This is a genomic window from Streptomyces sp. NPDC051218 (genome assembly GCF_044455475.1).
Taxonomy (GTDB): Bacteria; Actinomycetota; Actinomycetes; order Streptomycetales; family Streptomycetaceae; genus Streptomyces.
The window spans coordinates 70,561-88,966 of sequence record NZ_JBITEU010000016.1 but is presented as its reverse complement, the minus strand read 5'-3'; the positions used below and the strand labels follow the sequence as shown (position 1 = coordinate 88,966).

The 18,406-nt window shown below is 70.8% G+C and carries 16 protein-coding genes; 5 read left to right on the top strand and 11 right to left on the bottom strand.

What is annotated here, in order from left to right; translation table 11 throughout:
* Positions 1–65: 65 nt before the first annotated feature.
* Positions 66–2,156, top strand: coding sequence for an MDR family MFS transporter (locus ACIBCK_RS36715; RefSeq protein WP_399397410.1), 2,091 nt, complete (start codon positions 66–68; stop codon positions 2,154–2,156).
* A gap of 37 nt (positions 2,157–2,193) precedes the next feature.
* Here the strand turns inward: ACIBCK_RS36715 and ACIBCK_RS36710 are convergent, their stop codons facing one another.
* A complete protein-coding gene (locus tag ACIBCK_RS36710) occupies positions 2,194–3,033 on the bottom strand; it encodes an SDR family oxidoreductase (RefSeq protein ID WP_399397408.1) in 840 nt (279 codons plus the stop codon).
* Positions 3,034–3,125: 92 nt separating this feature from the next.
* On the opposite strand from ACIBCK_RS36710, the gene ACIBCK_RS36705 reads away from it, so the two are divergent.
* Entirely contained in the window at positions 3,126–3,494 is a 369-nt protein-coding gene (locus tag ACIBCK_RS36705) for a winged helix-turn-helix transcriptional regulator (RefSeq protein ID WP_399397407.1), read from the top strand.
* A 17-nt stretch (positions 3,495–3,511) separates the two neighbouring features.
* On the opposite strand, the gene ACIBCK_RS36700 is transcribed toward ACIBCK_RS36705, so the two are convergent.
* The 7 genes from ACIBCK_RS36700 to ACIBCK_RS36670 form a co-directional block, all read right to left on the bottom strand.
* Entirely contained in the window at positions 3,512–4,273 is a 762-nt protein-coding gene (locus ACIBCK_RS36700) for a cobalt-precorrin-6A reductase (RefSeq protein WP_399397406.1), read from the bottom strand.
* A 43-nt stretch (positions 4,274–4,316) separates the two neighbouring features.
* Positions 4,317–5,069, bottom strand: coding sequence for a sulfite exporter TauE/SafE family protein (locus tag ACIBCK_RS36695; protein ID WP_399397404.1), 753 nt, complete (start codon positions 5,067–5,069; stop codon positions 4,317–4,319).
* A 13-nt stretch (positions 5,070–5,082) separates the two neighbouring features.
* Positions 5,083–6,600 (bottom strand): long-chain fatty acid--CoA ligase, encoded by a 1,518-nt coding sequence (locus tag ACIBCK_RS36690; RefSeq protein WP_399397402.1) that lies wholly within the window; start codon positions 6,598–6,600, stop codon positions 5,083–5,085.
* 93 nt (positions 6,601–6,693) lie between these two features.
* Positions 6,694–7,881 carry a thiolase family protein gene (locus tag ACIBCK_RS36685; protein ID WP_399397400.1) on the bottom strand — a complete coding sequence of 396 codons (1,188 nt, stop codon included), beginning with the start codon at positions 7,879–7,881 and terminating at the stop codon, positions 6,694–6,696.
* Between the two features lie 252 nt (positions 7,882–8,133).
* A complete protein-coding gene (locus tag ACIBCK_RS36680) occupies positions 8,134–9,345 on the bottom strand; it encodes an FAD-dependent oxidoreductase (protein WP_399397398.1) in 1,212 nt (403 codons plus the stop codon).
* Positions 9,342–10,784 carry an FAD-dependent oxidoreductase gene (locus tag ACIBCK_RS36675; RefSeq protein ID WP_399397396.1) on the bottom strand — a complete coding sequence of 481 codons (1,443 nt, stop codon included), beginning with the start codon at positions 10,782–10,784 and terminating at the stop codon, positions 9,342–9,344. The genes ACIBCK_RS36680 and ACIBCK_RS36675 overlap by 4 nt, the downstream gene beginning before the upstream one ends.
* On the bottom strand, positions 10,781–12,253 hold the full coding sequence (locus ACIBCK_RS36670) for an FGGY family carbohydrate kinase (RefSeq protein WP_399397395.1): 1,473 nt from the start codon (positions 12,251–12,253) through the stop codon (positions 10,781–10,783). The genes ACIBCK_RS36675 and ACIBCK_RS36670 overlap by 4 nt, the downstream gene beginning before the upstream one ends.
* A gap of 242 nt (positions 12,254–12,495) precedes the next feature.
* On the opposite strand from ACIBCK_RS36670, the gene ACIBCK_RS36665 reads away from it, so the two are divergent.
* Both ACIBCK_RS36665 and ACIBCK_RS36660 read left to right on the top strand, forming a co-directional pair.
* Complete coding sequence (locus ACIBCK_RS36665) at positions 12,496–13,488, top strand: hypothetical protein (protein ID WP_399397393.1); 993 nt, start codon at positions 12,496–12,498, stop codon at positions 13,486–13,488.
* Positions 13,489–13,592: 104 nt separating this feature from the next.
* Positions 13,593–15,122: an amino acid permease gene (locus ACIBCK_RS36660; RefSeq protein WP_399397391.1), complete on the top strand. Its 1,530-nt coding sequence runs from the start codon at positions 13,593–13,595 to the stop codon at positions 15,120–15,122.
* 13 nt (positions 15,123–15,135) lie between these two features.
* Here the strand turns inward: ACIBCK_RS36660 and ACIBCK_RS36655 are convergent, their stop codons facing one another.
* Both ACIBCK_RS36655 and ACIBCK_RS36650 read right to left on the bottom strand, forming a co-directional pair.
* Entirely contained in the window at positions 15,136–15,690 is a 555-nt protein-coding gene (locus ACIBCK_RS36655; RefSeq protein ID WP_399397390.1) for a GNAT family N-acetyltransferase, read from the bottom strand.
* Between the two features lie 89 nt (positions 15,691–15,779).
* Positions 15,780–16,526: an SDR family oxidoreductase gene (locus tag ACIBCK_RS36650; RefSeq protein ID WP_399397388.1), complete on the bottom strand. Its 747-nt coding sequence runs from the start codon at positions 16,524–16,526 to the stop codon at positions 15,780–15,782.
* Between the two features lie 113 nt (positions 16,527–16,639).
* Here ACIBCK_RS36650 and ACIBCK_RS36645 point away from each other — a divergent pair, with 113 nt between their 5' ends.
* Entirely contained in the window at positions 16,640–16,918 is a 279-nt protein-coding gene (locus ACIBCK_RS36645; protein WP_399397386.1) for a DUF4190 domain-containing protein, read from the top strand.
* Between the two features lie 83 nt (positions 16,919–17,001).
* Here ACIBCK_RS36645 and ACIBCK_RS36640 read toward each other — a convergent pair whose 3' ends face one another.
* Complete coding sequence (locus tag ACIBCK_RS36640; protein ID WP_399397384.1) at positions 17,002–18,348, bottom strand: radical SAM protein; 1,347 nt, start codon at positions 18,346–18,348, stop codon at positions 17,002–17,004.
* Between the last annotated feature and the right edge of the window lie 58 nt (positions 18,349–18,406).

Genomic DNA, 18,406 nt, shown 5'->3' with positions numbered 1-18,406 from the left:
GCCGCCGTCACCGGACCGGACCGGCCCCGCATGCACACGCCCATGCGCGGTGTGAGGGTGACGGGGTGACCACCACCGCCGAGCCCGCCGCCGAGGCCCCTGCCCAGGGGCCGCCCGTCCTGGACAAGCGTCGCCGCAACATCGTCTTCGTGACGATCATGCTGGGAATGCTGCTCGCCGCACTCGACCAGACCATCGTGGGCACCGCGCTGCCCACGATCGTGGCGGATCTGGGCGGCGCCGAGCACATGTCGTGGGTCGTGACGTCGTATCTGCTCGCCGAGACCGTCGCCACGGTCCTGGTCGGCAAGTTCGGCGACCTGTTCGGGCGCAAGATCGTCTTCCAGGTCTCGGCGATCGTCTTCATCACCGGTTCGTTCCTGTGCGGCCTGTCGACGAACATGACGCTGCTCATCGCCTGGCGCGCGCTGCAGGGCATCGGTGCGGGCGGGCTCATGGTGACCTCGATGGCGTTGATCGCCGACGTGATCCCGCTGCGCGAGCGCGGGAAGTACCAGGGTGCGATCGGTGCCGTCTTCGGGGTCGCCACCGTCATCGGGCCGCTTCTCGGCGGGCTCTTCACCGACCATCTGACCTGGCGCTGGGCCTTCTACGTCAACGTGCCCATCGCGATCGTCGTGGTGATCGCCGCGGCGCGGAACATCCCCGTCGTGAAGTCGGCGGTGCGTCCAGTCATCGATTATCTCGGCATCGCGTTCGTCGCGATCGGTGCCAGCGCCCTGATCCTGGCGACGAGTTGGGGCGGCAACCAGTACGCGTGGGGTTCGGGCACGATCATCGCGTTGTTCGTGGGCGGCGCGATCGCGCTCGGGCTGTTCTGCGTGGTCGAGACGCGGGCCGCTGAACCGATGCTGCCGATGCGGCTCTTCGCCAACCCCGTCTTCACGGTCTGCTCGGTCCTCAGCTTCATCGTCGGCTTCGCGATGCTGGGCGCGATGACGTTTTTGCCCACCTATCTGCAGTACGTCGACGGGGACTCGGCCACGATCTCGGGCGTGCGGACGCTGCCCATGGTGATCGGGCTGCTCATCGCGTCGATCTTCAGCGGCAATGTGGTCAGCAAGACCGGGATCTATCGGATCTTTCCCATCATCGGCGCCTTGGTGATGGCTCTCGGGCTCTATCTGCTCTCGCTCATGGGCAGCGAGACCAGCACCTGGCTCGAATCGCTGTACATGTTCGTCCTCGGTACCGGTATCGGGCTCTGCATGCAGGTCCTCACCATCGCCGTGCAGAACACCGTCGTCTACTCGGACCTGGGTACGGCGACCTCCGGGGTCACCTTCTTCCGTACGCTCGGCAGCTCCTTCGGCACCGCCGTGTTCGGCACCATCTACGCCAACACGCTGAAGCCGAACCTGGAGGACGGGGTCGCCGCGGCGGCGCAGGCCGGGGCCGCCGACCCCGCCGTGGTGGCCAAGGCCGCGCAGAGTCCGCAGGGGCTGCACGATCTTCCCGCGGAGGCGGCCGCGCCCATCATCAAGGCGTACGCCGACACACTGCACACCGTGTTCCTGTGGACGGTGCCCGTGGCGCTGCTCGGGTTCCTCGTCGCCCTCTTCCTCAAGCAGGTGCGGCTGCGGGACAGTGCGCGGATGAGTTCGTCGGACATGGGCGAGGGGTTCGCGTCGCCCACGTCGAGCGGCAGCTCGGACCGGGTGCTCGAGCTGACGGTCGGCAACATCATCCGCAGTACCGGCATGGATACCGCTCGTCGCATCATGCGTGACTCCGACACCCGGCTCGACGTCGCGGGCGCGTGGGCCGTCATGCAGGTCACGCTCTTCGACCGGATGGTCGGTCACTCGAATCTGAGCCTGATCGCCGCCCGGCGGCACCTGCCGGCGGAAGTCCTGGTGCCGGTCTTCGACCGCATGGTCGAGGAAGGCTTCCTGACGCGCTCCGGGATGCTCTTCTCACACACCCCCGCCGGTGAACGCGAGGCCGACGTGATCGGCAGGGCGTGGGCCAAGTGGCTGGGCGAGCAGGTGGAGAAGGACAGCGGCCGCCCCGCCGACCAGGACCTCGTCAAGGCGGTCGATGTGATCGCGAAGCGGCTGCTCGTGGAGGACCTGGAGCATGGCCTGGCCCCCGAGGCGAGGCGGCCGGTCCCGGTGCCGTCGGGCAAGGCCTGACGGCACCGGGTGCGCGGGCTCGTCCGAAGGTCCTGTCTCAGCGGAACGCTGCGAGATGCCGGGCGACCCAGTCGTCGAAGGAGCGCGGGGCGCGGCCGAGGACCCGTTCCACGTCCGGGCTGATCCGCAGTTCGGCCGGATTCGGGGCGCCGATGATGTCCAGGGTGTCGTCGGCGACTTCCGCGGGCACGAACTGGATCATCGCCGCCCTGGCCTCTTCGCGGGTGAGTTCGTGGAACCCCACGGGCGAGCCGACCGCCGCGGCGATCACCTCCCCCTGCTGACGCGGCGTGATCACCTCCGGGCCCGTCAGCTCGTACACCCCGCCGGTGTGCCGGTCATCCAGCAGACAGGCCGCCGCGACCTCGCCGATGTCGGCCGGGTCGACGACCGGCACCCCCACGTCACGGAAGGGTGCGGCGACCGTCCGCCGCGTGCGTACGGACTCCGCCCAGGCCAGGGCGTTGGAGGCGAAGCCGCCCGGCCGCAGGAGAGCCCAGTCCAGGCCGGATTCCCGCACCGCGTCCTCCACCGCCCGGACCGCGACCCGCGACGGACCGAGCGGTCTGGTCGCCACACCCTGCGAGGAGAGCAGGACGATCCGCCGCACCCCGGCGGCGACGGCCAGGTCGATGATGCCTGCCGGGTCGGCGTCGGGAGCGTGAAGGTCGCCGGAGAGCAAGAAGAACAGGGCCTTCGCTCCCTCCAACGCGGGTGCGAGGGTTGCCGGTTCGGCCAGGTCGGCCGCCACGTGCCGGACTCCGTCCGGCAGCGCCGTCGCGTGCCGCGACACCGCCGTCACCTGCTCGCCCGCGTCGGCCAGGGCCTGCGTCAAGGGTCGGCCCACATTCCCGGTGGCTCCGGTCACCACGATCATTGTCAGCTCCTGATCCGTTGTGTGCTGTGGGAGTTGACGTTAGGAACCCGGCTTACTTTTCGTAAGGACGTACCTGGAGGTAAGCTCCGGACATGAGTGAAGGCGCGCAGCTGACGCACACCGAGTCGGCCAAGCGGTATGACGTGTTTCACACCGACTGCCCCGCGCGCGACGTGGTCGACCACGTGACCAGCAGGTGGGGCATCTGGGTACTGATCTCCTTGCGGAGCAACGACCTTCGGTTCTACGAGCTGCGCGACAGCATCCACGGCATGAGCGAGAAGATGCTCTCTCAGACCCTGCGCGCGCTGGTCAAGGACGGCCTGGTGCGGCGGGAGGTCGAGCCGACGACTCCGCCCCAAGTCACCTACGGTCTGACCGAGTTCGGGCAGTCGGTCGGCGAGCCCCTGAGGGACCTGTTCGACCGGATCACCCAGTGGCTGCCGCCGCGCGACACCTAACCGGCCGACGAATCAGGTCACTTGACCGAGGCGACGCCCAGGTATGACAGGACGCTCTTCTCGTCCGGCAGCACCGTCGCACCCTCCGGGGGACGCGGGCGCCGCACGATCACCACGGGCACCGACAGCACGCGGGCGGCGGTGAGTTTGGCCGCCGTGGCGGCGCCCCCGCTGTCCTTGGTCACCAGGACGTCGATGCGGTGCTCGCGCAGCAGCGCCGTCTCGCCCTCGACGGTGTAGGGCCCGCGGTCGATGAGCACCTCGGTGTGGCGGGGCAGGGGCGGCTCCGGCGGCTCCACGGAGCGTACGAGGAAGTGGAGTTCCGCCAGGCCCGGGACCGCGTGCGCGTCCGCGAAGGTGGCGAGGCCGAGACGGCCCGTGGTCAGGAACACGCGGCGGCCGAGCGCGGGCAGCAGCGCCGCCGCGTCGGCGAGCGAAGCTGCTTCGTGCCAGGGGTCACCGGGCTCGGGCCGCCAGCCCGGCCTGCACAGCATGACGGACGGCACACCGGTGGCCGCCGCGGCCAGGGCCGCGTGCTCGCTGATGGTGGCGGCGAAGGGGTGGGTGGCGTCCACGACGGCGTCCACCTCGTGGTCCCGCAGCCAGGCGGACAGGCCGTCCACGCCGCCGAACCCCCCGATGCGTACGTCTCCTTCGAGCGCGGCCGGGCGGGCGACGCGCCCCGCGAGGGACGTGGTCACCCGGACTCCGGGGCGGGCGGCGAGGGCGGCGGCGAGCCTGCGGGCTTCGGTGGTTCCGCCGAGGACGAGCACATGCATGACCCCGAGGCTACGCGGCGGCTCGCGGCCGGGTTCGAGCAGTTCAGCGCAGCAGCAGCTGGAGGCCGCCGAGCACCGTGGCCCCGATCACCAGCTGCTCGAAGAGACGCTGGTTGATCCGGTGCACGGCCGCCCTGCCGATGAGGGCGCCCGGGATCACGAAGAGCACGAGCGCCGCGTCCAGCAGCAGCGAGTGCGCGTCGATCAGGCCGAGGCCCACGCTGAACGGCACCTTGGAGGAGTTGACGATGAGGAAGAACCACGCCGACGTCCCCAGGAAGCCGAGCTTCCGGAAGCCCGCGGAGAGCAGATACATCGACATGACCGGGCCGCCCGCGTTGGCGACCATGGTGGTGAAGCCGCCGAGCACGCCGTAGGAGGGGGCCTTGAGTCGCGAGCCGCGCGAGGGTTTCACCTCGTCGTCCTCGGCGGCAGGGGCCCTGCGGCGCCACAGCGTGACCGCCGCCATCAGCAGCAGGATCGCCCCGATCGACGTACGGACGGCGGCGTCGTCGGCCCACATCAGGAAGACCGTGCCGACGACCACGCCACCGGCGACGGCCGGGAACAGCCGCCACAGGGTGGGCCAGTGGGCGTGTCTGCGGTAGGTGAGGACGGCCAGGACGTCGCCCGCGATGAGGATGGGCAGCAGGACGCCGGTCGACTCGCGCGCCGGCAGGACCGCGGCGAAGACCGCGAGGCTGACCGTGTTGGCTCCGCTGACGGCGGTCTTCGAGAAGCCGACGAGCACCGCGGCCGCGGCGAGCGCGGCGAATTCCCAGAGAGATATGTCCATGCCGGGGCGAAACCTACGCCCCGCTGTAGGTGACGCGCAGCTCCCGCTTGAGGACCTTCATGCTGGGGCCGAGCGGCAGTTCGCCGGTGAACTCGACGCGGCGCGGGTACTTGTGGCGGCCCAGGTGCTCCTTGGACCACTCGGTGATCTGTCCGGCGTCGGGCGCGGAGCCGGGCGCCGCGACGACGACGGCGCAGATCTCCTCGCCGTGCACGTCGTCGGGCAGACCGATCACGGCGACCTGCGCGACGTCCGGGTGGCGCATGAGCACCTCCTCGACCTCACGCGGGTAGACGTTGAAGCCGCCGCGAATGATGACGTCCTTCTTGCGGTCGACGATGGCAAGGAACCCGTCGGCGTCCTTGGTCCCGAGGTCACCGGTGCGGAACCAGCCGTCGACGACGGCCTCGGCGGTCGCCTCCGGGCGCCCCAGGTAGCCGGAGAAGACGTTGTGGCCACGGACCACGACCTCACCCAGCTCCCCCGTCGGCAACAGCTCGATCCGTCCCTCGACGTCGGCGCGGGCGATCTCCACGTCGACGCCCCACAGCGGGTGGCCGATGCTGCCCGCCTTGGTGCCGAAGACGGGCTGGTTCACGGAGGCGGTGGGCGAGGTCTCGGAGAGCCCGTACCCCTCGTAGACCGGTACGCCGAAGGCCTGCTCGAAGCGTTCCAGTACGCCTACGGGCAGCGAGGCGCCGCCGGAGATCGCGAGCCGCAGCGCGGGAAGCTCGGCCGCCGTGGCAGCGGCGGCCACGAGGTTCACGTACATCGTCGGCACCCCGTGGAAGGTGTTGACGCCCTCCGCCGCCATCAGCTCGATGGCCCGCGCGGCGTCGAAGCGCGGCAGCAGGACGAGCGTGGCGCCCGCGCGCCAGGTCGCGTTCATCGAGACGGTCTGGCCGAACGCGTGGAAGAGGGGGAGCGCGCCGAGCGCGATGTCGTCGCTGCGCACGTCGTGGGCGTCGAAGGCGCAGACGGTCGCGTTCATGACGAGGTTGAGGTGGCTGAGCACGGCGCCCTTGGGGACGCCGGTGGTGCCGCTGGTGTAGAAGACGACGGCGGGGTCGTCGGCCTCGCGGGTGACGTAGCTGGGCAGCGGCTCGGCTGCCCCCGCCAGGGTCTCCAGTTCACCGCCCTCGCCCAGGGTCAGCATCCGTACGCCGGTGGCGGCGGCAGCGGCCTTGCCCGTCCCGGCCTGCGCGGGGTGGCACAGCAGCAGGGTGGCGCCACTGTCACGCAGCACGTGCTCGACCTCCTCCGCGGAGAGCAGGAGGTGTACGGGGACGACGACGCCGCCGGCGGCGAGGATCGCGTAGTAGGCGCGCGGGAACTCAGCGGTGTTGGGCGCCATCAGAGCCACGCGGTCCCCCGGCCGGACGCCGAGGTTCACGAGCGCTGCCGCCTGCGCGCGGGCCTGCTCCCACAACTCACCGAAGGTGAGCCGCAGTTCATTCTCGACCAGAGCGGTGCGGCCCGGCCGGCGACGGGCGGGCTCGGCGAGGATCGCGGCGAGGGACAGCGTGGCCATGGGTGGTGCTCCGTTTCCTTGCGTTCCGTGCAGCCTTGAGCGTTGTTCCGTGAAGCCTTGAGCCGGCGTTCAGTGCGGCCTTGCGGGAGGGGGTCAGCCGCGCTCGACGAGCAGGGCGCTGCCCTGGCCGACGCCCACGCACATCGTGGCGAGGCCGCGGTCCGCGCCGGTGCGGCGCATGCGGTGCAGCAGCGTGGTCAGGATGCGGGCGCCCGAGCAGCCGAGGGGGTGGCCGATGGCGATGGCGCCGCCGGTCGGGTTCACCAGCTCCGGGTCGATGCCCAGGGCGTCGACGCAGGCGAGGGCCTGGGCCGCGAAAGCCTCGTTGAACTCGGCCTCCTGGATGTCGCCGATGGACCAGCCGACGCGGGCGAGTGCCTTCTGGGTGGCGGGGACGGGCCCGAGGCCCATGACGTCCGGATGCACGCCGGCGGAGGCACCCGCGACGTACCGCCCGAGGGATTCGAGTCCGAGGTTGTTCAGGGCTTCCTCGCTGACCAGGAGGAGGCCTGCGGCGCCGTCGTTCATCGGCGACGCGTTGCCCGCGGTGACGGTGCCTCCCTTGCGGAAGACGGGACGCAGGCCGCTGAGCTTCTCGTACGAGGTGTCCTCACGGACGCATTCGTCGCGGTCCACGAGGGTGCCGTCGGGCAGCGTGACGGGGAGGATCTCGTCGTCGAAGTGGCCGTTCTTGCGGGCCTCGGTGGCCTTCTGGTGGCTGCGGAGGGCGAAGGTGTCCTGGCGTTCGCGGGAGATGTCGTGGCGCTCGGCGACTTCTTCGGCGGTCTCGCCCATGGCGAGGACGCCGTGCAGGTCCTTCATCGCGGGGTTGACCAGGCGCCACCCGAGGCGGGTGTCGGCGGTCTCCATCTTGTGCGGCAGCGCTTCGTCAGGGCGTGGCAGGACGAAGGGAGCGCGGCTCATCGACTCGGAGCCGCCCGCGAGGACGACGTCGGCCTCGCCGGACGCGATGGTGCGGGCGGCGGCGGTGACGGCTTCCATGCCGGAGGCGCAGAGGCGGTTCACGGTGGCGCCGGGCACGGATTCCGGCAGACCGGCGAGGAGGGCGGCCATGCGGGCCACGTTGCGGTTGTCCTCGCCCGCCTGGTTGGCGGCGCCCCAGTAGATGTCGTCGATCCGGGCGGGGTCAAGGTCGGGGGTCCCCGCGAGGAGGCCGCGTACGACGGTGGCGGCGAGGTCGTCCGGGCGTACGGAGGAGAGGGCGCCGCGGAGCTTCCCGATGGGGGTGCGGCGGGCTGCGGCGAAGTGGACTGGGCGCACGATACGGCTCCGGATCGTTTGCGGTTCAGCTGTACGTAAATTAGCGCTGCTAGTTTTAGTCTACGGGGAGGCTGCGCTGGGCGGAAGAGCGGTTCTCTTTCCCCAACCCCGCCCCTTCCCGAAAACCCGCTCGGCGCGGGGGCCTCGTTGCCGTCATCACCGGCTTCGCCGAGTTCGTCCTCAAACGCCGGACGGGCTGGATATTTCGCCGGTCCGGACATGTCTTTCAGCCCTCCGGCGTTTGAGGAGGCCCTAGCCGACCGCCACCCGCACCGGCCCCCCACCCGCGTCCACCTTCCCGGCCCAACTCCCCGAGAGGTACAACCCCCGGTTGGGAAGAGCCGTTCCCAGCACCCGCTGCCGGTACAAGCACCGCCTGTCCTGCCTCACCACCAGAACAGGGCAGACCAGAGCCTCCGCCGTCCGCAGGACGAAGCGACCCCCACGAGCACCCGGCACGAGCCGGTTCGGAGCCACCCACCGCAGGGGCGCATCCGCCACCACCGGCACCGCACCGCACGGCCACCCCCCGCCGCCGAGATGCCCTCGCACCGCGTGAGCGACCCGTACCCCCTCCCCCGCCGCCACCCGCGCCGGCTCCACCGCGTGCACCCCGCTGCCCACCGCGAAGACGCCCGGGGACGCCGTACGGAACGACGTGTCCACCGCCGGGCCCCTCGTCCCGGCGTCGAGGAGCACGCCTCCGCGCCGAGCCAGCTCGTGGTCAGGAATGAAGTCACCGGTGAACACCACCGTGTCGCAGGCCAGCACGCGCTCCCGACCGTCGTGCCGCCGCAGCCGCACCCCCGACAGCCGTTCGCGCCCCAAAAGTTCGGCCACCGATACGCCGGTGAGGAGCGGCACCCGAGCCGCGGCGGCCCGGCCCCGGCTCACCTGGGCCCGCGCCTCCTCCGTGACGAGCGCGGCCACCTCGACGCCCGCGCGCCGCAGCGCGGACAGGGCCGCGTAACTCACCGGCTCCGCCCCCACGACGACCGCCCTGGTCCCGATCTCCTGCCGGTAGACATGGACCGCCTGCTGCAACTCCCCCGTGCTGAACACCCCCGCCGGGCGCGACCCCGGCACGAGCCGCGCCGTCCGAGGCCGTTCGCGCGCGCCGGTGGCGAGGACCACGGCACGCGCGGTGATCCGCTCCAGGCCGTGCGGCCCCGTCGTGTCCAAGGAGAGGGGACCCGACCAGCCGGTGGCGCTCACCCCGGCCCGCACGGCCGCTCCGGCACCGAGCGCGGCCTCGACGAGTTCCTCCGCGTACCGCGGTCCCGTCGCCGCACCCCACCGCCCGAATCCGCCGTGGTGGCAGTGGCGCGGCATCCCGCCCGCCCGCGCCTCCCGTTCGAGCACCTCCACCGTGCCCGCGCCCGAACCGGCGAGGCTCACGGCCGCGGCGAGTCCCGCGGGGCCCGCGCCGACCACGAGTACGTCCACGCTCCGCTGCCGCCTCATCGCGCCGCCCCCGACTCGCCCCAGCCTTCGAAGAGTTCGCGTACTGCCGCTCCGCAGTAGAACCCCTGGCAGCGCCCACCGCGCGCCCGCGTCCTGCGCCGCAGGCCGTCCAGTGATCCGGGCGGGACCGTGCTGATGAGGGCGTCCCTGATCTCTCCTCGGGTCACGCGCTCGCAGTGGCAGACGATGCTGCCGTAGGCGGGGTCGGTCGCGATGAGGTCGGCGCGCTGGTAGGGGCGGGGGAACGCCTCTCCGAGGTTCGGCATGCTCACCGGGTCCAGGTTTCCGCCCACCGTCAGGTCGAGGTCGGGGCCCGCGGCGTCGGCGAGCAGGCCGACGACGTGCTCAGCGATCGCCATCGACGCGGTGAGGCCCGTGGACCGGATGCCACCGACGGTGATGTACCGCTCTTCCGGTGCGCTGTGGATCTGGTAGTCGTCGTGCTCGGTGGCCGCACGCAGCCCGGCATAGACCGCGGTGACCTCTTCGTCCAGCAACGCGGGCAGGATGCGCCGGCCCTTGGCGCGCAGGTCGGCGAGGCCGTCTTGGGTCGTATGCGTCGCGCCCTTGTCGTCCAACTCCTCGGCGGTGGGGCCGAGAAGGACGTTCCCGTACACGGTCGGCGCCACGAGGACGCCTTTGCCGAGCGCCGTCGGTACGGGCAGGAGTATGTGGCTGACCAGGTCACGGGCGAGCTTGTCGAAGACGATGAGCTGACCACGGCGCGGGGTCACCGTGAATTCGCCACGGCCGAGCAGCCGCCGGTCGAGCGCGTCGGCGTGCAGACCTGCGGCGTTGATGAGGTAGCGGGTGCGTACGATCCCGCGGGGGGTGCTCAGTTCGTGGCACTGGGCGTCAGCGCCGGTAGACGAACTCACCTTCTGCACTTCGCTGTTGAGGTGCAGGTCCACACCCCCTCGAACGGCTTGGGTGGCGTACGCGAGTGTCGTCGTCCAGGGGCAGATGATGGACTCGCCGGGGACGTCGAGCGCGCCCAGGGCTCCCTCCCCCAGGTGGGGCTCGCGGGCGCGCACCTCGTCGGCTCCGATGATGCGGGCCTCGTCGTAGCCGTTGCGTTCCGCCTTTTGCAACAGGCCCGGCAACGCGCTCAGTTGTTCCTCGTTCCAGGCGACGAGGAGCGCGCCGACCGGTTCGACGGGGATGCCCGAATCGGCGGCGTACGCGGCGAGGAGACGACTGCCCTCGCGTACGAGTCGGGCTTCCAAGGAGCCCGGCACTGCGTCGAAACCGGTGTGCAGGATCGCGGTGTTGGCCTTCGACGTGCCGTCCCCCACGTCGCCGGAGGCTTCCACCAGGGCGACGCGGAGCCGGTGGTGGCCGGCCAGTTCCCGGGCGATGGCCGAGCCGACCACCCCGGCGCCGACGACGGTCACGTCGTAGGGCTCGGCCGGCAGCGGACCCTTGGTGGTGACGCTCATGACGACGGGGCGGGCGCGCGGTCGAGGAGCGCGCCGACCGCCGAGCGGAAGTCCCCGAGGCGCTCGGCGGCCTGCGTGGCGTCGATCTTCGGCTCGTACACGGTGGCGGGCCGCCACCGGGGGACGGCGTCGCGCACCGTGAGCTTCGGATCGAGGCCCATGCGGGCGACGACGCCCACGCCGAGGGCGGTCACATCGGGCAACGCCGATACCTCCACCGGGATTTGCAGCAGGTCGGCCTGGGTCTGCATCAGAAGGGCCGAGCGGGTCAGGCCGCCGTCGACGCGCAGGCTCGTCAGGGGCTCGCCCAGGTCGGCGGCCACGGCGTCGGCGAGGGAGGCCACCTGGGCGGCGACCCCCTCACACAGGGCGCGGACCAGATGACCCGGGGCCGTGTCGAGGCCGAGTCCGGTGATCGAACCTCGCAGGTCGCCCCGCCACCAGGGCGCCGCGAGCCCGGCGAGCGCGGGTACGAACGTGACGCCGCCCGCGTCCGGCACCGACGAGCCCACCGGGTCGAGGTCCGCCGCCCCTTCGATCACGCCGAGGTCGGTGAGCCAGCGGACGGCGGACGCGGCCGTGTAGACCTGACCGTCGAGGCAGTAACTGCTCTTCCCCGCCAGACGCCAGGCGACGCAGCTGACCAGGCCGGAGTCACCGCGCCGCGGCCGGGAGCCGGTGTGGGCGAGCAGGAACGCGCCGGTGCCGTACGTGCACTTGGCGGTGCCCGGCTCGGTCACGTCCTGGGCGAGCAGCGCGGCCTGCTGGTCGACGAGGAGACCGGTCAGCGGGAGTTCGGGGCCAAAGACTTTCGTGGTGCCGACCTGGCCTGCCGCGTCGACGACGCGGGGCAGCCGCTCGTCGGCGAGGCCGAAGACATCAAGGGCGCGCGGCGACCACACGACGTCGTCCAGGTCGAGGAGTTGGGTACGTCCCGCGGTGGCCGCGTCGGTGACGAACTCGCCGGTGAGCCGGTGGATCAACCAGGCGTCGCTGGTGGTGACGACGCCTTCCCTGGTGAGGTGGCGGCGTATCCACGCCATCTTGGGTGCGGCGAAGTAGGGGTCGAGGGGAAGACCGGACAGCTGCCTCAACTCTGCGGCGTAAGAGTCGAGTTCCGTGCAGAGTGCTTCCGCTCGCCGGTCCTGCCACACCAGCGCGTCGGTCAGCGGGCGGCCTGATGCGGGGTCCCAGGCGAGCACCGTCTCTCCCTGGTTGGCGAGACCGACCGCGGCGACCGGCTCCCCGGCGTCCACCAGGGCGCGGCGGCCCGCGTCGACGACCGAGGTGAGCAGCGCCGCCGGATCGACCTCCACCCGCCCTCCGGGCAGGTGACGCGGCCGTACGGAGGCGGCGGCGGAACCGATCACGCCGCGGTCCGGACAGAGGACGAGAGCTTTCGTGCCGGAGGTGCCCTGATCGATGGCGAGGACAGCCTCGCCGCGCGGTCCTCTGCCGTTGGTGATCACCGCGGAAGCCTGCTACAGCGTCCGGGAAGGCGTCAAGAGCCCCTCGAAGGGCCGACCGGCGCCTGGCTTTCTCCCAAATCGCCAACCGGCGCGCCGCGTTGAACACAAAACGATCCCAAAAGATCCAAGAACCGTCCTGTGCGTGGAAGTTACAGATCTACACTGACCGCCGAACAACATCACTTCGTCACCGGCCAGTTCCCGCCCCTGCCCACCACACCCTCTTCCCCCACAGAGGATTCATGCCCACTCCGTCAGGCCGCCCCGTGTACCACCCGGCGGGCCACGACGAACAGTTGCGCGCCGTGCTCCAGGACCTCAAGGCGGGTCGCTGGGTGTCGGCGCGCAACCTGCTCGACTCGACGCCCGACTGGGGGCTGTGGACGCAACGTACGCAGATCCTGGCCGCCGCCGTCGCCGGTTCCGACGTGGTGAGGACCTGGCAGGCCGAGGAACCGCACAGCGCCGCGGCAGCGGTTCTGCACACCAGGGTCCTCGTCGAGCGGACCCTGCGCGCCCATCGCGGCGGACACCGTCACACCAACGAGCTGTGGCGCGAGGCGGCAGCGGCGTGCGGAGCCACGATCGACGCCTCGCCCGAGGACCCCGTGCCGTGGGTCTGCCTGCTCGCCCTCGCGCAGCTCGACAAGGGACAGCGGTGGGACGAACACCGGGTGCCCGCCCCCGAGCCGATGCTGTTCCCCGGTCCCTGGCATCTGCTCGCCGAGGCCGACAAGCGCGACCCGGGCAACCGCGAGGCCTACCACCGGATGCTGCAGTTCGCCTACGCCCGCCGCCCCGGAGGTCCGCTCACCGAAGCGGTCAACTTCGCCCACTGGGCGTCCGGTTCGGCGCCCGCGGGCTCGGCCCTGCACGTACTGCCCCTGTATGTGCGCGTCGAGCGGTACCGCAAGGACGGCGGCGCCGAGCACGCCCTGGATCTGCACTGGATCGGGGAGGACGCGACCCGCTCCGCCCTGCGCGCACTGCACCTGTGGTTCGACCACGCGCCGCCCGCAGCGACCTCGCTCCTCGACCTCAACCACCTGGCCCACGCCTTATGGGGCGCGCATCAATTCCAGGAAGCGGTGCGGGTGTTCGAGGTGCTCGACCCCTTCTACACCGTGGCGCCGTGGACGTACCGCACGCGGTCGCCCGGTGATGCCGACGCGGCGGCCGAGGCGTTCACCCAGGCACGTACGCGCTGTCTGCTCGCCGTACGAGATCCGGGCTGAGGCGCCCGGCCGCGCCTCAGCCCGGATCAGTACCACCGCTCAAGTACCACCGCTCAAGTACCACTCGCTCCCCCGCATCCCCGCTCCCCGACGGAGGTACATCCGTGTCCCGCACCACCTGGTCGAGCCCCGCATCGACCGAGGCCCCGCTGCCCGACGAGGAACAGAGGCTCAGGGAGCTCGGCTACCAGCCGGTCCTGGCGCGCCGGATGGGCGGCTTCGGCAACTTCGCCATCAGCTTCTCCGTCATCTCCATCCTCTCCGGCTGCATGACCCTGTACGGCTTCGGGCTCGGCACCGGCGGCCCGGCCGTGATGCTCTGGGGCTGGGCGGGCGTCGGCCTCTTCGTGCTCTTCGTGGGCATGGCCCTGGCCGAGGTCACCAGCGCGTACCCGACGTCGGGAGCCCTCTACTACATGGCCGACCGGCTCGGCGGGCGCCGCTGGGGCTGGTACACGGGATGGCTGAACCTGCTCGGTCTGCTGGGCGCGATAGCAGGCATCGACTACGGCGCGGCGCTCTTCACCGGGGCGTTCCTGAACCTGAAGTTCGGCTTCACGCCGACGCCGGAGAAGACCTTCCTGATCTTCCTCTGCATCCTTCTGCTGCACGCGGTCCTGAACCTTTTCAACGTGCGCCTGGTGAGTCTGCTCAACTCGATCAGCGTGTGGTGGCACGTGGCCGGTGTCGCCGTGATCGTGGGCGTCCTCGCGATCGTGCCGGACCACCACCAGTCGCCCGGGTTCGTCTTCGGTGAGTTCGTCAACGACACCGGCTGGGACAACCCGCTCTATGTCACGGCGATCGGGCTGCTCCTCGCGCAGTACACCTTCTGCGGGTACGACGCGTCCGCTCACCTCTCGGAGGAGACCTCCAACGCCTCGGTGACCGCGGCCCGCGGCATCGTGCGTGCCATCTGGGCGTCGTGGATAGCCGGTTTCGTCCTGCTCGCCGGGCTGACGTTCGCCATCCAGGACTACGCGGGCACGCAGGACAGCGAGACCGGCGTACCGCCGGCGCAGATCATGATCGACGCACTCGGCGAGTCCGGCGCGACGGCCCTGCTGCTGATCGTGATCGTGGCGCAGTTGTTCTGCGGCAACGCCGAGACGGCGGCGGCGAGCCGGATGGTGTTCGCGTTCAGCCGCGACAACGCGCTGCCCGGCTCGAAGGTGTGGCGCAAGGTCAGCTCCCGTACGCAGGTGCCGGTGCCCGCGGTGTGGCTCTCGGTCGGTCTCGCCGCGGTCATCGCGCTGCCGTCGCTGTACTCGACGACCGCCTATACGGCCGTGACCGCCATCAACGTCATCGGCATCACGCCCGCGTACGCCATCCCGATCTTCCTGCGGCTGCGGGCGGGCGACCGCTTCCAGCCGGGGCCGTGGAACCTGGGCCGCTGGAGCAAGCCGATCGGCTGGGTCGCGGTGGTCTGGGTCGGCTTCGTGACCGTCCTGTTCTGTCTGCCGCAGGCCTCACCGGTGACGGTCGACACGATGAACTACGCGTCGATCGCGCTCGTCGTGGTGCTGACCCTCGCCACGGTGTGGTGGTTCGTGGCGCGGCGCTCCTACAGCACACCGTCGGCGTACGGGTCGGAGCGGGAGCAGGCGGAGATCGCGGAGGACATCATCTAGCTCCCTGATTCCCTTACGGGGTGCGGTCGTTGAGGATCCGCTGGAAGAGCCGGTGGTCGCGCCAGGCGCCGTTGATGTGCAGGAACTCCGGCGCGACACCGAACTCCTCGAAGCCGCACTTGGTCAGGACCCGCTGCGAGGGGACGTTGTCGAGGAGGGTGCCGGCCTCGACGCGGTGCAGGCCGAGTTCGGTGTCGGCGGACCGGCAGGCGAACATCACCGCGGCGGTGGCCAGGCCTCGGCCGATGTGGTCGACGTCGATCCAGTAGCCGAGGCTTCCGCTGCGCAGCGGGCCGAGGACGATGTTGGACATGGTGACCGAGCCGACGATGTCCCCGTCGCGGTCGAGCACCCACGGAGCCGTCCGCCCGGCCCTGCACTCCTCCAACTGGGCATGGAGCCGGGCCGCCTGCGCCTGCCGGGTGAAGTAGTCCTCGGGTCTGCTGGGCTCCCACGGCTCCAGATGCGCACGGCTGCGGGCACGGGAGCGCGCGAGGCCCTCCGCGTCCTCCGGCGTGGCGGGGCGCATGACGACGTCCGGGGCGATGCGGGCGATTTCGGTGATCATGCGCCAAGCGTAGGGACTGCGGCACGCGCGCGTGCCGGTTGGTTCAGGCCCGGTGGTCGGCTCGTTCCGGTTGGTTCACGCCGGTCGGCTCACCTTCCGCCCGCCACCCGCAGGATCGTGCCGGTCGCGTAGGACGCCTCGTCCGAGAGCAGCCAGGCGACGGCCGCCGCGATCTCGTCGGGGTCGCCCGCACGCCCCAGCGGGATGCCCGCGGCGAGCTTCCCCGGGCGCTCGGGGTCCGCGTGGAACTCGGTCCAGATCACCCCGGGCGCGACCGCGTTGACGCGGATGCCGTCCGCCGCGACCTCCTTCGACAGGCCGACGGTCATCGTGTCGACGGCGCCCTTGGCTGCGGCGTAGTGGACGTACTCGCCCGGGGCGCCGAGGGTCGCCGCCGCGGAGGAGATGTTCACGATGCCGCCGCCCGCGCCGGTCCGCTTCATGTCGCGGATCGCGCGGCGGGCGCAGAGGAGGTAGCCCAGTACGTTCACGTCCAGTGCCCGGCGCATGGCGGCGGCATCGGCGTCCGCGAGGGGGCCCACCGGGGCGCCGACTCCCGCGTTGTTCACCAGTCCCGTCACCGGGCCGAGTTCCGTGGCGGCGGTCTCGAAGAGGCGGTCGACGTCCGCCTCGTCGGCCGTGTCCATGCGGACGGTGACACAGCGGGCGCCGCCTGCCCCCGCCGCGCGGACGGTCTCGGCCACCTTCTCCGCCGCCCCGGCCTCGGAGTGGTAACCGATGGCGATGTGATGGCCGTTCGCGGCGAGGCGGGCAGAGATGGCCGCGCCGATGCCACGGCTGCCGCCGGTCACTACCGTGACGGGATGGTGCTGCACATTTCCTCCGGGAAGGGGGGGCCGGACGGCCGATGGCTGATTACGTACTGAATTCGCGGGCACTCGGAATCGCGTCACGTAAGGCTGAAATGCGATCTCCAAGGAGTGTGGCCATGTCGGCTTACGGTAGTCGTTCAGCGGCGTCAGGCACCCGCACGAGTGGTTTCGCGGTAGCCGGCCTCGTCTGTGGAATCTTCGGGCTCTTCATCCTCAACTTCATCCTCGGACCGCTCGCCATCATCTTCGGTGCTGTCTCGCTGCGTCAGAAGGCGGGCAACACGGGAATGGCCAAGGCAGCCGTCATCCTCGGCATCGTCGACGTGGTTCTTTTCATCGTGCTGATCGCCATCGCCGCTTCCTCCGGTGGATTCACCTGGTACGTCGGCGGCTGACCGCAGTCACTGAGGGCGGGTGGACGGTTTCATCGGTGGGGAGGGAATGCGCGTGACGCGCGCATTCCCTCCCCACCGGCGGTTCACAGCACCACGCGGTCCTCGGGTGCGGCCTCATCGGCCGCCAGGCTGTCCATGAACGAGGAGACGGAGAAGACCGCGCGTCCCGGCCCCGCGGGGCCGTAACCGGGCGGCGACGTCAGGCCGTTGGACTCCATCGTCGCGCGGTACGCCTCCAGGAGACGTACGTGGTATTCCAGCGGTGCGCCCAGCGGGTTCGCCTTGCCGAGCGGCGTCGTGGGCTCCGGGCACCACGTGGTGAAGCGGGGCGTGATGCCGCGCGACATGAAGTACTCCAGCCCCTCGGTGGTGGAGTCGATGGCCTCGCCGACCGTCTTGAACCCGAACGGCTCCGCCATCTCCACGCCCGCCACGAAGTTCGGGATGACGTTGCGCGGCCCGAAGACCTCGGCCGAGTCCAGGATGCGGCGGTGCCACTCGTCGCGGCCGACGTAGCGCTCCTTGCCGGGGCAGTAGCGCTCGAACAGATACGGGTCCCACACCTCGTAGTTGGGGTGGTAGATCCGCACGCCGTAGTCGTGGAAGCGCTGCACGTCCGCCTTGGGCAGGGCCTGGGCGACGACCTTGCCGATCCAGCGGCCGGGGAAGCGCTCCTCGATGGCCTTCGCGTACTGGCCGTAGAAGTCGGCCTCGTCCTTGCCCTGGAGCTTTGTGGTGATGGCGCCGCCGGTGAGCGTATACGCGGTGGAGGACTTGTTCGTGTCGTACTTGTCGATGATGGCGAGGGCTTCGAGGACCTCGTCCATCGGTTTCACACCGGTGTAGGGGCGACCCGCCGCCTTCTGCTGGCGCCAGTTGTGGTTGATGTCGCAGTACCCGCACTCCTCCTTGGCGCCGAAGTACTGGCAGACCCGGAAGACCGTCAGGTAGATGAGGTAGCCCCACTGGATGGTGGGCGCCACCTCCATCACGGACTTGCCGTTCTCCAGGGTGTGCCGGTAGTAGTCCGGCATCGGCGGCAGGCCCACGTCGGAGATGCGTACGCCGTCCAGATAGAGGCCGAGCACGCCGTCGTCGTCGGCGGCCACGCGGTACGGCGACGAGGGGTTCACGCGGACCGAGACGACCGTGCGGCGCAGGTCGTACGGGCCGCCGGTGAGAACGATCTCCTCGGGCGGGCGGCGCAGGGCGGCGGCGCCGAGCTCGGGGAGGGTGCTGTGGTCGAAGGAGAAGATGAAGTACGACTTCGGCTTGACCTCGCCACCCTCGTTGTCACTGAGCGCGGACTCGTCGAACGCCATCCCGCCCCTGAGCAGGTCCTCCTTGATCACCGCCTCCCGCGGCACCTGCGGGAACCGCTCCATGAGTCCCTCGACGAGCTGGGTACGGCTCTCGCTGCGGCTTGCCATCTGCCGGGCACCTCGGATCCTGTCGGTGAATTGTGCTTTCCCGTGACCCCCACGCTAA